The 13,179-nt window shown below is 51.9% G+C and carries 13 protein-coding genes; 6 read left to right on the top strand and 7 right to left on the bottom strand.

Annotated elements, in window-relative coordinates; genetic code table 11:
- Window positions 1-408: 408 nt before the first annotated feature.
- The 3 genes from ABOC97_RS18420 (at window position 409) to ABOC97_RS18410 (ending at window position 2,399) form a co-directional block, all read left to right on the top strand.
- Window positions 409-1,410, top strand: a complete 1,002-nt coding sequence (locus tag ABOC97_RS18420) for a fimbrial protein (RefSeq protein WP_349600529.1) — start codon at window positions 409-411, stop codon at window positions 1,408-1,410.
- Between the two features lie 375 nt (window positions 1,411-1,785).
- Complete coding sequence (locus tag ABOC97_RS18415; protein ID WP_349600526.1) at window positions 1,786-2,034, top strand: putative hemolysin; 249 nt, start codon at window positions 1,786-1,788, stop codon at window positions 2,032-2,034.
- 59 nt (window positions 2,035-2,093) lie between these two features.
- Window positions 2,094-2,399, top strand: coding sequence for a hypothetical protein (locus ABOC97_RS18410; protein ID WP_234503432.1), 306 nt, complete (start codon window positions 2,094-2,096; stop codon window positions 2,397-2,399).
- 31 nt (window positions 2,400-2,430) lie between these two features.
- On the opposite strand, the gene ABOC97_RS18405 is transcribed toward ABOC97_RS18410, so the two are convergent.
- Window positions 2,431-2,775 carry a DUF488 domain-containing protein gene (locus ABOC97_RS18405; protein ID WP_349600523.1) on the bottom strand — a complete coding sequence of 115 codons (345 nt, stop codon included), beginning with the start codon at window positions 2,773-2,775 and terminating at the stop codon, window positions 2,431-2,433.
- A gap of 139 nt (window positions 2,776-2,914) precedes the next feature.
- On the opposite strand from ABOC97_RS18405, the gene ABOC97_RS18400 reads away from it, so the two are divergent.
- Window positions 2,915-3,622, top strand: coding sequence for a CTP synthase C-terminal region-related (seleno)protein (locus ABOC97_RS18400; protein WP_349600520.1), 708 nt, complete (start codon window positions 2,915-2,917; stop codon window positions 3,620-3,622).
- 58 nt (window positions 3,623-3,680) lie between these two features.
- Here ABOC97_RS18400 and ABOC97_RS18395 read toward each other — a convergent pair whose 3' ends face one another.
- Window positions 3,681-4,865, bottom strand: a complete 1,185-nt coding sequence (locus ABOC97_RS18395) for a CynX/NimT family MFS transporter (RefSeq protein WP_349600517.1) — start codon at window positions 4,863-4,865, stop codon at window positions 3,681-3,683.
- Between the two features lie 99 nt (window positions 4,866-4,964).
- Here ABOC97_RS18395 and ABOC97_RS18390 point away from each other — a divergent pair, with 99 nt between their 5' ends.
- Window positions 4,965-5,756 (top strand): AraC family transcriptional regulator, encoded by a 792-nt coding sequence (locus tag ABOC97_RS18390; RefSeq protein WP_349600514.1) that lies wholly within the window; start codon window positions 4,965-4,967, stop codon window positions 5,754-5,756.
- Here the strand turns inward: ABOC97_RS18390 and ABOC97_RS18385 are convergent.
- The 5 genes from ABOC97_RS18385 to yeaG all read right to left on the bottom strand — a co-directional run bounded on the left by ABOC97_RS18385 (window position 5,740) and on the right by yeaG (window position 11,941).
- Entirely contained in the window at window positions 5,740-6,186 is a 447-nt protein-coding gene (locus ABOC97_RS18385; RefSeq protein ID WP_052281728.1) for a DUF441 domain-containing protein, read from the bottom strand. The genes ABOC97_RS18390 and ABOC97_RS18385 overlap by 17 nt on opposite strands.
- 246 nt (window positions 6,187-6,432) lie before the next feature.
- Complete coding sequence (locus tag ABOC97_RS18380) at window positions 6,433-6,933, bottom strand: YbaK/prolyl-tRNA synthetase associated domain-containing protein (protein ID WP_349600510.1); 501 nt, start codon at window positions 6,931-6,933, stop codon at window positions 6,433-6,435.
- A 34-nt stretch (window positions 6,934-6,967) separates the two neighbouring features.
- Window positions 6,968-8,440, bottom strand: a complete 1,473-nt coding sequence (gene dgcJ / locus ABOC97_RS18375) for a diguanylate cyclase DgcJ (protein ID WP_349600507.1) — start codon at window positions 8,438-8,440, stop codon at window positions 6,968-6,970.
- 137 nt (window positions 8,441-8,577) lie between these two features.
- Window positions 8,578-9,855, bottom strand: coding sequence for a YeaH/YhbH family protein (locus tag ABOC97_RS18370; RefSeq protein ID WP_349600504.1), 1,278 nt, complete (start codon window positions 9,853-9,855; stop codon window positions 8,578-8,580).
- 151 nt (window positions 9,856-10,006) lie between these two features.
- On the bottom strand, window positions 10,007-11,941 hold the full coding sequence (gene yeaG, locus ABOC97_RS18365) for a protein kinase YeaG (RefSeq protein WP_234503456.1): 1,935 nt from the start codon (window positions 11,939-11,941) through the stop codon (window positions 10,007-10,009).
- A gap of 438 nt (window positions 11,942-12,379) precedes the next feature.
- Here yeaG and ABOC97_RS18360 point away from each other — a divergent pair, with 438 nt between their 5' ends.
- Window positions 12,380-13,126 (top strand): MipA/OmpV family protein, encoded by a 747-nt coding sequence (locus ABOC97_RS18360; RefSeq protein WP_349600500.1) that lies wholly within the window; start codon window positions 12,380-12,382, stop codon window positions 13,124-13,126.
- Window positions 13,127-13,179: the final 53 nt, after the last annotated feature.

Raw genomic sequence — 13,179 nt, 5'->3', positions numbered from 1 at the left:
ATGTGTTTGCGGGAAAAAAATCGGCCCAGATCCGCGAAATTTTAATCAGCGAGTCAGCTTGGGAAGAAATGACCTGCTTATTCGCACCTTCCCTAAGGTGATGTCTCGCTAGCCCGATATTTTTCAAGTCCTCTATTACAACAGAAAGAAAAATACGGTGAAATGGATACGACAGATATTAAAAATATGGCATTCCGGGGCGTAGCTATCACAGTCTTTAGCTTTCGAGAAAGTACTTAATTTATTTTTTCAAGTTATTAATGTGTCTTTTTTTACACCGCGCCAAAATGGTAGTGGCATTTGATATATATTACCATCATTGTTTATTGCTCTACCTGGTCAAAGAAAATTAATGCTAGCTATTACACTGTTCTTTATAGTTAAGCATAACAGATAATAAGTGAGTGTATGAAACCCATATTCAATACTTTCCTGCTTAGTGTCATCGTTATGCTTTCAGCTCTCCTTGGCTCCGCTCATGCCAGTTGTTCAGGTACTACTGGGGTGATGAACATTGATATAGGTGCCATCAGTATTCCTGCGGATGCGGACAACAGTACCAGTACGGAGTATAAAGATAATATCGGTAATGCCAGTAATGTTCAGACCAACGCTGCACTTTCATGTACCGGCTACTTCACTTACGTAGGAAAAATTACTAATCCAGTGCCAGGTACAACTAACCTTGAAAAAGCGATGTTAACGGATGGAAAGTGGAGCGGACTCGGATTCAAATTTTATACCCAAGCGAATGATGGCTGGTATACCAGCTTACATAATGCGTCGCCACCAGTGACTATAAATGCGACCTGGAATAAATTTTGCTTTTATTCGACTTGCTGGAATCCGCAAACCGACCAAGGTATTATCATGTGGGGAGCCTTGAGTGTATATGGTGGTGGAGTGCCTCCGGTCCCCGGAACTATCGATACCATTATCACGCCGTTCACCGCCGATGGTTATGCGGCGATAACCTATCATATTACTGGCACGGTAATTGTTCCCAGCTGTAATGTGGATGCCAGTACCCCTTCCCGAGTGCTTATAAAACCCACGGATGTAAATGCTTTCGCTCATCAGGGGGCAACAGCAGAAGATACGCCCTTTGATATCACGCTTAAATGTAATAATAATGTCTCTGTGAATTTGTTGCTTGATGGTACGGAAGATGCAGATGCACAAGGCCAAGGTGTTCTTGCTTTAACTACCGATTCCACTGCTTCAGGTGTCGGAATACAACTACTTGTCAATAATAACCCTGTAAAGCTAAACGAAGTATTTCCTGTAGGCAACGCGACTGAGGGTGTAGTTAAAATAGGCATGACGGCGCGTTATTATCGTACCAGCCCTAAGCCAGTCCAGGCGGGTTCCGTTACGGCGACTGTGATTTACAATATAACTTACAAATGACCCCCCATAAGAATTAAATGAGTTGTCATTATCGCCACTCCGTCACTGTTGAATAACCTGGCCACTCATCAGCGACCGAATAACTGAATTTTTCTCGAGAGATGCGCGATACAAAAAAGCCCTGCATATTTGGGGCTTTTTGTTGGATGTGGTCAATGTGTGGACATTGATTGAAATAAGTCCTTTTATTTCACTGTGTTATACTCTAAAAAAAAGCCCCATCGGGGGAGATGGGGCAAAAATAACTCATTGATTATGGAATGTTCTGTTCTCTGGTCAGTTGAGAACGAGAGCTACTCTACGTCGCAAAAGTGTAGCTAAAATGAAGAAATTATGGAGTTTAAAGCTAAACTCCGGCGGAAAAAAGGAAGGGTTATGTCGTATCGTTTGTGTTTATTGTTGCCTCTGCTCCTGGCGGGTTGTGCTAAACCAGCCGTCCAGGATGCGCCGAAGCCGCCGCTGGTGGGTATGGCAAATCCTGCTGCGGTTTACTGCCAGCAGAAAGGGGGGGAAAGTATTCCGCAGGTCAATGCCCAGGGGCAGTACAGCCTCTGCAAGTTGCCAAACGGTGAAACTCTCGAAGAGTGGGCGCTGTGGCGTCGCGATCATCCGCAGAAAAAATGACAGCCAATGACGCTTCCAGTAAAATACGTCCCAGGATAAATCTGAGTAACGAGAGACGTATGTTTTCGCTAAAACCGGGGACCACTGCCATTATCATTGGTGCCCGTACCGCTGCTGGTCGCGCCAATATTGGTAAGAGCGTGGAGTTGTTTGCACTGATCAACCCCGGAGAACGCTGTCTGAACCCGGTGAACGGTGTGATGACGGAACTGGCCGCCGACGCGCCGCGCGCGCTGTGGTTAGTGACCGGCGATGTCAGCACCGGTGAAGGGCAACACGGCTTTGCGTTTGTTCGTGCAGAGTATTTGCTGCCGTTAACGCCCGACGCGCTGCCTGCACAAGAGCGCGCTGCGCTGGTGGGATAATAACGCGACGTCTTCAGACGTCGCGAGCGGGTTATAAATTTTTCAGCCAGTCGGCAAGTACGCGGGCGTGATTTTGCGTCGTGTTGGTAGCGGCGTAAATCAGCGTCAGCCCGCGTTTGTCGGCAATTTCCGCCAGACGCAGCCCGTCGTCGCGATGGTGAGAGAGTTCTTCGCGATAGTGCTGGCAGAATGTCGGAAAGTCGATGACTTCGCCGTGGTAGGCTTTGCGAAGTTCGGCCGACGGCGTCAGATTTTTGCACCACTCATCGTAGACAAGGTCCTCCTTTTTGATACCGCGCGGCCAGAGCCTATCAACCAAAACGCGGTAGCCATCATCAGGTGCTGCGTCTTCATAAACGCGTTTACACTGGATCATATCCTTCCTCCCTTTATCCTTTTTTGACCATACCACAAAGAATGATGGGGTTCGCTATCCGGGTGTTGCTATTGCCCGCGGAGATCGCTAGTCTGAGGCTCCTTATGCTGTTCATTAATGCCTGCACATAAGGACTCTCATGGAAAACGCTGCTGTTACCCCCTCCCTTCGTATTGCCCTGGTTGGCGACTATAATGCCGATGTCATTGCACATCAGGCGATCCCTTTGGCTATTGATGACGCTGCGGCGGTGCTGGATCTTGCCGTCGAGTATGTTTGGCTCGCCACCGAAGACATTAAAAGTGCCGATGATTTAGCCGACTATCATGCGCTCTGGCTGGTGCCTGCGAGCCCGTATCGCAATATGGAAGGGGCATTGACGGCGGTACGCTACGCCCGTGAAAACAGTCTGCCGTTCCTTGGCACCTGCGGTGGTTTTCAGCACGCCATCGTGGAATATGCGCGCAACGTGATGGGCTGGGAAGATGCCGCGCATGCTGAAACTGACCGTGAAGGACGGATGGTGATTGCGCCGCTGACCTGTTCGCTGGTGGAAAAAACGGACACCATTGAACTACGCGCGAACACACTGATTGCCCGCGCCTACGGCCGCGACAGCATTGAAGAGGGTTATCACTGTAATTACGGTATTTCCCCTGACTTTGCCGCTGAGCTTGAAACGCAGCCGCTGCGAGTCACTGGCTGGGATGATAACGGTGATATCCGTGCAGTCGAGTTGGTTACGCATCCGTTCTTTGTGGCGACGCTGTTCCAGCATGAGCGCAATGCGCTGGCCGGGCGTCCTGCTCCGTTGGTACAAGCGTTCCTGTATGCCGCGGCACAGTAATCGATAGATGGCCTGATGGCGCGATAGCTGCGCGCCATCAGTTTTACCTGAGTGAGACTTACCCGCCGTTAATTTCCCGGTTACGACCCGCGAACCCGCCAAATACCGCCATCACCAGCGCTAGCGCTGCCACACAGAAAAGTGAAATATGCCATGAGCCGCTGGCATCATGCATTTTGCCCATCAGCGGCGGACCACATGCGGCCAGTAAATATCCTACCGTTTGCGCCATGCCGGAGAGCGCAGCGGCCTGGTGCGCGGAGCTGGCACGTAACCCAATAAAGGTCAGCCCAAGGATCATCGTTGCGCCGGAGCCAAAACCATACACTACCGTCCAGATCACTGCCTGTGCGGGTAAGAGAATGTAGCCCAGCATACTGACGGCGCACATGAGTGCGGAGAGGATGGCAATTCCCCGCTGATCTTTTAACCGCAGCAGGATCAGCGGAACGACAAAACCAGGGACCGCCGTCGCCAGCTGCAACAGGCCGTGCAGAGAGCCCGCCTGCGCTTCGCTGTAACCCTGGCTAATCAGAATGGCGGGAAGCCAGCCGATAATCACGTAATAGACCAGCGAATTAAGCCCGAGGAACAGCGTCACCTGCCAGGCGAGCGTTGAGCGCCAGATCCCGCGATTATGTGCCGCACCGCTACCGGAGATGGTGGTGCTTTGCGTCGTCCGCAACTGTGGCAGCCAGAACAGTAGCGCCAGCAGCGGAAACACCATCAGCGCCAGCAGCGCGCCGCGCCAGCCAAAACCGCTCAACGCGATGGGGACCACCAGCGCAGAGCCGAGTGCGGCGGCTACCCCCATCGTCACTGAATAGGCCCCGGTAAATTTTGCCACCTGAGTCGCGAAATCGCGTTTGATTAAGCCCGGCAGCAGCACGTTGCCCAGCGCAATCCCGCAGCCAATCACCGCGGTACCCACGAACATCAGTAAAACAGAGGGCAGGGAACGGACCGCGATACCGGCGCAAATCAGCAGCATGGCGATAAACAGGCTACGTTCCATGCCAAAACGGCGAGCAATCCCGGCCGCCAGAGGAGAGACAAGGCCAAATGCCAGCAATGGCAGGGTGGTCAGCAGCCCGGTCTGCGCCGTCGTCAGACCGTAGTCGGCGCGAATAGCATCGAGCAGCGGAGCGGCTCCGGTAAACGTCACGCGCAGCGTCGCGGCAATCAGTAAAATACCAACAATCAGCAACCAGCGTTGGCTGGAAGAAGGAAGCGTTCGAGACATAATCTTCTCAACAGAAAAATGGGAGGGCTACAATACCGGGTTTAGCCTTTGTTGAAATCAAGCTAAAATGACAGATTATCGCTAAATTCGGACAAAAACATGCTGGGACTTGGTTTAGACGGCTATCACCCGGATAGTCATCGGGATGCCGCCGTTGCTTTTGGAATTCAGGTGGTGGAAGGAGAACAGTATATTCCCGAGCATCAGCACCGGAAGGGGCAACTGATCCTCGCCCTGCATGGCGCCATCACCTGCGAGGTGGAACATGCGTTATGGATGGTGCCGCCGCAGTTTGCGGTGTGGGTCCCTGGCGGGGTGCCGCACAGTAACCGTGCCACGCCGCAGGCGAAACTGTGCTTTTTGTTTATTGAGCCCGGTGCCGCGAAAATGCCCGCGCATTGCTGCACGTTGAAAATCTCACCGCTGGTGCGTGAGCTGATTCTGGAACTTGCCCAGCGCGATGAGGCGACACGCCAGACCCCGGCGTCCCAGCGTCTCATTCAGGTGCTGTTTGATGAGCTTCCACAGCAGCCGGAGCAGCAGCTACAGCTCCCTGTTTCGACTCATCCCAAAATTCGCCAGATGGTGGAAATGATGGAGGCCGAACCCGCGCAGTGGCAAACGCTGAGTCAGTGGGCTAGCCGTTTTGCGATGAGTGAGCGCAACCTGGCCCGGCTAGTGGTGAAAGAGACCGGGCTGAATTTTCGCCGCTGGCGGCATCAGTTACAGCTGATTCTCGCGCTGCAAATGCTGGTACGCGGGCTTAACGTTCAGCAGGTTGCGCTGTCGCTGGGCTACGATTCCACCACCGCGTTTATTACCATGTTCCGCAAAGGGCTGGGGCAAACGCCGGGGCGGTATCTGGCGGAGCTGACTACGACTTCCCAATAAGCAGCGACACCAGTCCTGCGGCGATCAATGGCCCCACCGGTACGCCGCGAAATAGCGCGACGCCGAGTACCGTGCCTATCAACAGACCGGCAACCAGATGCGGCTGACTGCCCATCAGGGTTACACCGCGCCCGCCAAGCCACGAAACAAACACCCCAACGGCGATCGCCACCAATGATTTCCAGTTCGCGAACGAGTGCAGCAATGTGCTGGCAGGTAGCGCGCCGCTGGCAATGGGGGCCATTACGCTGATGGTCAGAATGATGATACCGATGCTCAGCCCCTGTTTTTCCACCCATGGAAAAAACACGCTGAGCGGGGTGACGCGGATAATAATTAAAACCAGAATAGAGACGGCAACGGTGGTGTTATGGCTGACAAAGCCGAGCGCCGCCAGGCCCAGAAGGATAATCAGGGTGGTATCGAGCATACAGAGGTAATCCTTGCGAAAATCAAAAAAAGACGCTGCTACGCATTGTACGGTTGCGAGTCGCCAGGCGGTTTTACCTGTCGGACGCAGGCTTGCGTAATCCCCTTTACTGTACGCAACTGCGCGAAACTAAGCAGGTCTTTTTCAATTTTTGCAGAGGATTTCAGGCATTTGCCTGATTATTTCGCTAACAGGGTGATTAATGGGCGTCCGTGGCGAATAAATAGCTTAATCGTCTCCAGACGCTTAGGCCTGACGATGAAATGCAACCAGTTCCGGTTGAGCGATGCGCAGATAGTCCTCAGTGTTAAGAATCACCGATGTCTCAAGGCTACCGGCGTTGAAGGCAATTTCGGCAAAACGGTCAAACAGCAACGGGTCGGCGACTAACCGGAGCGCACTGTGGAAACTAAACGGCGGGATGGCACCAAACACGCAGCCGGTGAGTGCATCGACTTCCGCCGGGCTTGCCAGCGAGGCTTTTAGTCCCCCAATATGCTGTGCCAGTTGGGCAAGATTAGCCTGCTGGTCGGCGGGCAGGATAGCCAGCACGTGCTGGTTTACGCCATTGCCTTTGACTTTACACACCAATGCTTTGGCACCCTGACCCAGCGCGGTGCCGCGGATCGCAGAAACAGCTTCACATTTACCGACGGCCTCATGGGTCATCACACGATAGCGGGCGTGCTGTTCATCAAGTAGCGCGAGAAGCTGCTGGTGAATATTCGGCGATACCGGGGTGATCATATTTTGCTCCAGTAAGTAGTAACGGGTTATTCGACTACGTGTCGCTTTTTTTGTCCAGATAGAGGCGCTCATCGGCAATCTTCATTGCTTCATCGAGGCTATCGCCAGCGCACATCTTGTACATACCCCACGAGAAGCTAACGCGTTTATCATGGTCGATAAGCGCTAGCTGTTCCTTGATGCGTTGCGGGATAATCCGGGCCTCTGTCTCTTCGTAGTCCACCAGAATGATACAGAATTCATCGCCACCAAGACGGACACCGTAGTCACTTTTACGAATGGAAGCCGAAATCGCCTGCGCCAGCATGATAATAGCGCGGTCGCCTTCATCGTGACCCCAGGTGTCGTTGATCTGTTTGAGCTTGTCGCAATCCAACGCGATAACCACGATACCGGCACCCTGTTCGGTCAGGCGCTGCAGGCGCATGCTTTGCACCTGCGAAAGAATTTTACGGTTGTACAGCCCGGTTAGCGCATCGCTGATGTTCTCTTTGCTCACCGTACGATAAAGCCGGAAATGGGTGCGTACCAGATGCAGTAAGGCGAGGGTGGTCACCAGGTAGAACAAGAACAGTTTCCACGAACTCAGCAGAAAATAGGTCACATCAAGCGACAGAGTCACGCTCATGTTTTCTGCCAGCGGACGCGTGTACTGAACGTAGTTCAACAGGTGCGCCGCGCTGCGATGCACCCTGATGTGTGCGTTGGTATCCGAATCTGTGAACATGATGTCCAGATAGCGCCAGACCAGCGGGCGATCGTGGGTATAAAAAATATCGCGCATATCCTGACGAGAGAGGTCAACCATGACGATGCCTTTCAGTTGTTCATGCTGATAAACCGGCGTCAGGAAAGTTAAGATATTCTTACGGGTAAAGGTATCCACATAGATACTGGAAACGACCGTTCGGCCAAGAAATAAATTTTCCAGGCTAGCGGGGGAAATTCCGAGGCGTTTGCCGTAGATAAAATTCCAGCTGGTTAGAGTGGGATCGGTAATAACCACCGGAGAATTGAAATAAATATATTGATTCATTAAGTCAATATAATAACGAAAATGTTTATTTGGCTTTGGCTCGTTAGGCAGCGTTGGTTTCCAGACGGTATTATTGGCAATGGCCTGGTCAAAAGCTTCTAAAGCGGGAAGGTCATTCACCCATTGTGAACACGGTGTTTTCCCGGAGGTGAGGGAACCATGTAACGGCGTGTAGGTGTGGCCATCAATGTTCAGACCGCTGACCTTGCCGCGATGCTGCACGCTGGCACAAGCGCGCGCTGCCGCTTCAGCGGTAGGGCGTTCATCCATCTTTCTGGTGAACTGCGATATAATCAGCTGATTCTGATATTTATCATAGAGAAAGGCCGATTCTCCCTTGTCTATGATATATCGCATATAATCAGACATATCCCGATGCGTGGCGATCAATTCATAGATCAGGAATGAAGAGGTGAGTATCACTACGCCACCTGAGATGACGAAGCGTAGTATTTTGTTCTGCAGTTTCATGATGAAATTATTTATTCTTCCGTGGCAGCCGAAATTTTATCATGCGGTGGGCGCTATCACTAGTCATACATTAGCGGTAGAAATGTTTTGCAAACAATGGCGATAAAGCTGTCTCCGAAGAGACAGCCTGGGGAGGGTTATTTGTCGGCACCCTGTTTGTGGAAAAGTTCGCGGAATACCGGGTAGATATCTTCTTGATCGCGAATATGTTGAATCGCAAAGTTATCAAACGTTTGCTGCAGATGTTCGTACTCGCGCCATAGAGTCTGATGCGCCCGACGGGTGATCTCGATATAGCTGTAGTAACGCACCACCGGCAATATTTTTTTCGCCAGAATTTCATGACACAGCGGCGAGTCATCGGCCCAGTTATCGCCATCGGAAGCCTGTGCCGCATAAATATTCCATTGCATGGGGTCGTAGCGCTCCTTCACCACTTCATCCATCAACTTCAGTGCGCTGGAAACAATCGTGCCGCCGGTCTCCTGTGAATAGAAGAACTCGTGTTCATCGACCTCTTTGGCCTGAGTATGGTGGCGAATATAGACCACTTCGACGTTTTTATAGGTTCGGCTCAGGAACAGATAGAGCAGAATATAAAAGCGTTTGGCCATGTCTTTGGTCGACTGATCCATTGAACCGGAGACGTCCATCAGGCAGAACATTACCGCCTGGCTGGAAGGTTCCGGACGTTTTTCATAGTTTCGGTAACGCAGGTCAAAGGTATCGATAAACGGCACGCGGTCGATTTTAGCCCGCAGCTCGGCTATCTCTTTACGCAAGCGCTCCTCTTCGAGTAGCTGCGCGGGTTCGCTTTTGGCGACTTCATCAAGCGTCTCTTCCAGCGCATGCAGTTCACGGCGCTTGCCTGCCGTCATCGCCGTACGGCGGGCAAGGGAGTTTTGCAGTGAACGCACCACGCTAATATTAGCGGGTACACCGTTGGCGGTATAACCGGAACGGTGGGTTTTATACTCGGTCAGTTGACGCTGCTGGTTGCGTTTGAGATTGGGCAGCGCCAGGTCTTCAAACAACAGATCCAGATATTCATCTTTCGATATCTGGAACACGAATTCGTCCTGGCCTTCACCGTCGGCGCTGGCTTGTCCTTGGCCGCTACCGCCGCCACCTCCACCGCCTTGAGGACGTTCGATACGGTCATTCTGGACAAAATGGTCATTCCCGGGATGTACCCGGTGGCGTAATCCGCCGCGTCCCTGATGGAACATCGGCTCGCTGATATCATCCGTCGAAATAGAAACGGACTCACCGCTGTCGACGTCAGTTACCGAACGTTTATTGATGGCTTCGGAGATCGACTGCTTAATTTGCGCTTTATAACGGCGCAAGAAGCGCTGGCGGTTAACCGCGCTTTTGTTTTTGCCGTTCAGACGCCGGTCAATGAACCAGGTCATAAGCCCCTCCTGAACTGCTTTGCCAACTCATACACATCATTCTTCACGTTATCGTGGCGGACTTTCCGCCTTCATTGTGCGCGAACAATGCGTGTATCGCCGTGCCTGGGCCCGGTCAGCAACACCGTTGCTTCCGGGCCATTTTTGGCTGTTATGATGATTTACGTACGCGCAGATACCATTCACATAACAGGCGAACCTGTTTACGGGTATAGCCTTTTTCCATCATCCGATCGACGAAGTCGTCATGCTTTTTCTGCTCATCGGTTGAGGTTTTCGCGTTAAACGAAATCACCGGCAGCAGCTCTTCGGTATTCGAGAACATTTTCTTCTCAATAACCGTGCGCAGCTTCTCGTAGCTTGTCCAGTTCGGGTTGCGGCCATTGTTGTGGGCACGGGCGCGCAGCACAAAATTGACAATCTCGTTGCGGAAGTCTTTCGGGTTACTGATCCCGGCAGGCTTCTCGATTTTTTCCAGTTCGGCATTCAGCGATTCACGGTCGAACAGCTGTCCGGTATCCGGGTCACGATACTCTTGATCCTGAATCCAGAAATCCGCATAGGTGACGTAGCGGTCGAAAATATTCTGACCGTACTCGGAGTAAGACTCCAGATAGGCGGTCTGGATCTCTTTGCCAATAAACTCGGCGTATTTCGGGATCAGATAGCCTTTTAAGAACTCAAGGTAACGCTCTGACTGTTCTTGCGGGAACTGTTCGCGCTCAATCTGCTGTTCCAGTACGTAGAACAGATGTACCGGGTTCGCCGCCACTTCCGCGTGATCGAAGTTAAAGACTCTGGAGAGGATCTTAAAGGCGAAACGGGTAGAAAGACCGTTCATACCTTCATCAACCCCCGCATAGTCACGATACTCCTGATACGACTTGGCTTTCGGGTCGGTGTCTTTCAGGCTCTCGCCATCGTAGACGCGCATTTTTGAGTAGATGCTGGAGTTTTCCGGCTCTTTCAAACGCGACAGAATAGAGAAGCGAGACAGCGTTTCGAGGGTTCCCGGCGCACATGGCGCATGGGTCAGCTCACTGTTATTAAGCAGTTTTTCGTAAATCTTGATCTCTTCGGAGATCCGCAGGCAGTAAGGCACTTTGACGATATAAACGCGGTCAAGGAACGCCTCGTTATTTTTGTTGTTGCGGAAAGTCACCCACTCAGATTCGTTGGAGTGCGCCAGGATAATACCGTTAAACGGCAGGGCGGAGATCCCCTCGGTGCCGTTGTAGTTACCTTCCTGCGTGGCGGTCAGCAATGGATGCAGCACCTTGATAGGCGCTTTAAACATTTCGACGAATTCCATAATCCCCTGGTTTGCGCGGCACAGTGCGCCGGAATAGCCGTAGGCATCCGGGTCGTTTTGCGCGTAGTGCTCCAGTTTACGGATATCGACCTTACCAACCAGCGCGGAAATATCCTGGTTGTTCTCGTCGCCCGGCTCGGTTTTGGCAATCGCAATCTGTTGCAGAATAGACGGCCACACTTTCACCACCCGGAACTTGGTAATGTCACCGCCAAAATCCTGCAGGCGCTTGGCGGCCCACGGCGACATAATGGTGCCGAGATAGCGCGTCGGGATGCCGTACTCTTTATCCAGAATCTGCGCGTCTTCCTGTGGATTAAACAGACACAGCGGATGGTCGTTGACCGGGCTGCGCTCGCCATTGGCGCTAAGCACATAAATAGGCACGCGCTGCATCAGTGATTTCAGGCGCTCAGCCAGCGAGGATTTACCACCGCCAACGGGCCCCAGTAAATAGAGGATCTGTTTCTTCTCTTCGAGCCCCTGGGCGGCGTGTTTCAGGTAGGAGACAATCTGCTCAATGGCCTCTTCCATGCCATAGAACTCTTCGAACGCCGGATAGCGCCCGATGACTCGGTTCGAAAAGAGACGGGAAAGCCGCGGTTCCTGAGCCGTATCAACCATTACGGGCTCACCAATAGCTGCTAATAGCCGTTCTGCCGCGTTAGCATAGGCACTGCGATCTTGCTTACATACAGCGAGAAACTCCTGCAGTGTGAACTCTTCGTCCTTGGCAGCTTCATAGCGCTGGCGATAGTGATCGAATATATTCATGGCATGCCGTCCTTTCATTTTTTTAGCACAGGTTAAGAGCCATTGGTATGAATAGTGTGGGCTCCCGGAAGGGGTAAGCCGAACGGCGCTCACTGCATCATCCAGCAACCCGTGTGCCAGGTTGACGGAGCAATTAACGCGAACGTACGTGGCGATGACACCTTCTAAAAATAAGCGTAGATGGCATTTGCAAAACTTGCATGGCGATAAAAACGAATTTCAATGACATATCAATAACTCATCAATAAACACGCCATTAAATCTTTTAATCTTTTTTGTGCTTTCATATATCCGTCACGAATTTGCAAGTAGGTCGTCATAAGCAGATGAGATAATTGCAAGTTATATTTTGCCTTCGGGAGTAAAAAATTTGTGGTAACGCACACTGGGATGTAAACTTCCGCCGCTGATAGGCTGAATAAAAAGGAATTACGGATTGTGAATCGAATCAAACTTCTTGCTCTAGGGATACTGATAGCCACCTCTGCAACTGCTGCTCAGGCGGAAAACAAGCTCACGTTGGGTGCAGGCGTGGGGATTGTTGAACATCCATACAAACAGTATGACCACGACGTTTACCCTGTACCGGTTATTAACTACGAAGGGGATCACTTCTGGTTCCGTGGTTTAGGCGGCGGTTATTACCTGTGGAATGATGGTACTGACCAGCTCTCTTTGACCGCGTACTGGTCTCCAATGTTCTTCAAACCGGGCGATAGCGACAACAGCCAGCTGCGTAAACTGGATCGTCGCCAGTCAACGATGATGGCCGGGGTTTCCTGGTTCCACCATACCCAATACGGTTCTCTGCGCACTACGCTTGCTGGCGATACGCTGGATAAAAGCAACGGTATGGTCTGGGATACGGCCTGGGTTTATCGCTACACCAACGGCGGCTTGACCTTATCGCCGGGCATTGGTCTGCAGTGGAACAGTGAAAACCAGAACCAGTACTATTACGGTGTTTCCGGTCATGAGTCGGCGCGTAGCGGTCTTCGTCGCTACGATCCAAACAGCAGCTGGAACCCGTACCTGGAAATGAGCGCCAACTACCGCTTTGCCGGTAACTGGAGCGTTTACGGTACCGCGCGTTACACCCACCTCTCTGATGAGGTAACCGACAGCCCAATGATTGACAAAAGCTGGACGGGACTGCTGGCGACCGGCGTGACCTACACCTTCTAAAAATCGTCTGATTTCAGTGTCAAAGTGCCAGCACGATAAGGCGCTTGTCGTTG

The sequence above is a fragment of the Kluyvera huaxiensis genome (assembly GCF_040149365.1).
GTDB lineage: Bacteria > Pseudomonadota > Gammaproteobacteria > Enterobacterales > Enterobacteriaceae > Kluyvera > Kluyvera intermedia_A.
Note: the sequence above shows the minus strand (reverse complement) of the source record. Positions and strands in the feature narration are given on the sequence as shown.

Bases quoted from the DNA above. Each gene is read 5' to 3' on its own strand.
- ABOC97_RS18420 (WP_349600529.1), top strand. From the start codon at position 409: ATGAAACCCATATTCAATACTTTCCTGCTTAGTGTCATCGTTATGCTT.
- ABOC97_RS18415 (WP_349600526.1), top strand. From the start codon at position 1,786: ATGTCGTATCGTTTGTGTTTATTGTTGCCTCTGCTCCTGGCGGGTTGT.
- ABOC97_RS18410 (WP_234503432.1), top strand. From the start codon at position 2,094: ATGTTTTCGCTAAAACCGGGGACCACTGCCATTATCATTGGTGCCCGT.
- ABOC97_RS18405 (WP_349600523.1), bottom strand. From the start codon at position 2,775: ATGATCCAGTGTAAACGCGTTTATGAAGACGCAGCACCTGATGATGGC.
- ABOC97_RS18400 (WP_349600520.1), top strand. From the start codon at position 2,915: ATGGAAAACGCTGCTGTTACCCCCTCCCTTCGTATTGCCCTGGTTGGC.
- ABOC97_RS18395 (WP_349600517.1), bottom strand. From the start codon at position 4,865: ATGTCTCGAACGCTTCCTTCTTCCAGCCAACGCTGGTTGCTGATTGTT.
- ABOC97_RS18390 (WP_349600514.1), top strand. From the start codon at position 4,965: ATGCTGGGACTTGGTTTAGACGGCTATCACCCGGATAGTCATCGGGAT.
- ABOC97_RS18385 (WP_052281728.1), bottom strand. From the start codon at position 6,186: ATGCTCGATACCACCCTGATTATCCTTCTGGGCCTGGCGGCGCTCGGC.
- ABOC97_RS18380 (WP_349600510.1), bottom strand. From the start codon at position 6,933: ATGATCACCCCGGTATCGCCGAATATTCACCAGCAGCTTCTCGCGCTA.
- dgcJ (WP_349600507.1), bottom strand. From the start codon at position 8,440: ATGAAACTGCAGAACAAAATACTACGCTTCGTCATCTCAGGTGGCGTA.
- ABOC97_RS18370 (WP_349600504.1), bottom strand. From the start codon at position 9,855: ATGACCTGGTTCATTGACCGGCGTCTGAACGGCAAAAACAAAAGCGCG.
- yeaG (WP_234503456.1), bottom strand. From the start codon at position 11,941: ATGAATATATTCGATCACTATCGCCAGCGCTATGAAGCTGCCAAGGAC.